1 protein-coding gene is annotated in these 1,307 nt (G+C 50.5%); it reads left to right on the forward strand.

What is annotated here, in order from left to right:
* A partial coding sequence (locus FPZ49_RS35170; protein WP_144855382.1) for an IS1182 family transposase occupies window positions 1-1,307 on the forward strand: 1,307 nt, incomplete at both ends.

A 1,307-nucleotide genomic window follows, 5' to 3' on the forward strand; every position in this document is an offset into this window, starting at 1 on the left:
TCCCGACAGATTGCCAAAGCTGTTCGCGAAAACATCATGTTTATGTGGATCGCGGGCAGGCAACGACCGGATTTCCGCACCATTAATAGGTTCCGCTCGGAGCGGATGAAAACGGTGCTGGAGACCGTGGTTACCTCAGTTCTTCAATTTTTGGCTGAAGAGAACTACGTCCAACTGGAGAATTACTTCGTCGATGGTACGAAGATCGAGGCTAATGCCAACCGGTATACGTTTGTTTGGGGAAAGGCTGTCGTAAAACAGAAGGCCAAGCTTCAGGAGAAAGTGCAGACCTTGTTCGCCGCCATTGAGGAAGCCGAGAAGCAAGAAGAAGGAGCCCATCATGGCCAAGATCTTCGAGAGCTGGGCGATTCCTCTACTCTTACTAGTGCCAAGCTGGAGCATGCCGTCCAAAACTTAGAACAGCGCCTGCTGGAGAAGCCAAAGGACAAGCCGCTGAAAAAGGCGGTACGTGCGCTCCACAAGGACTTTCTTCCTCGTCTTCAAAAGTACGAGACCCATGAAGCGATTCTAGGCACACGGAACAGCTACAGCAAAACGGACCCTGACGCAACCTTCATGCGAATGAAAGAGGACCATATGCGAAACGGTCAGCTCAAGCCAGGCTACTATGTGCAAATCGGCACCGAAAATCAATTCATTCTCGGATACAGTGTGCACCAAAGGCCAACCGACACGCGCTGCCTCATTCCTCATCTGGAAAAGGTGAAGTCCGAGCTCGGCAAGCTGCCAAGTGTGGTCATCGCTGACGCAGGCAATGGCGGCGAAGAAAATTACGACTATTTGGAACAGAACAAAGTTGAAGCCATTGTTAAATACAGCACCTACCACCGTGAAAAAAGTAAAGCATGGCAAAAGGATATTAGTAAAATCGACAACTGGACCTATGATGCCGAAGAAGATACGTGGACATGTGCGGCAGGGCAAACCCTCCATTTTCGCAGAGCTAGTAAAGAGAAAACGGAGAGTGGTTACAAGATTGAATACCGTCATTACCGAAGTACCGGTTGTGAGGGCTGTCCGCTAAAAGCGCAATGCACGAAAGCCCAGGGTGACCGCGAGGTCAAGGTCAGCCTGAAGTATTTACGGCTAAAGAACCAGGCAAGACCAAGACTCCGCAGTGAAGAAGGATATGCGCTGGCCGTCCGGCGCATGATCGAGCCGGAGCCCGTGTTTGGCGATATGAAAAACAACCGAGGCTTCAAAAGGTTTCTGCTTCGAGGCTTACCCAAAGTAAGTCTAGAGGTCGGATGGCTTTCGCTTGCCCACAATTTGCTAAAGAAAGCAGC

The sequence above is a fragment of the Paenibacillus cremeus genome (assembly GCF_007786445.1).
Taxonomy (GTDB): Bacteria; Bacillota; Bacilli; order Paenibacillales; family NBRC-103111; genus Paenibacillus_G; species Paenibacillus_G cremeus.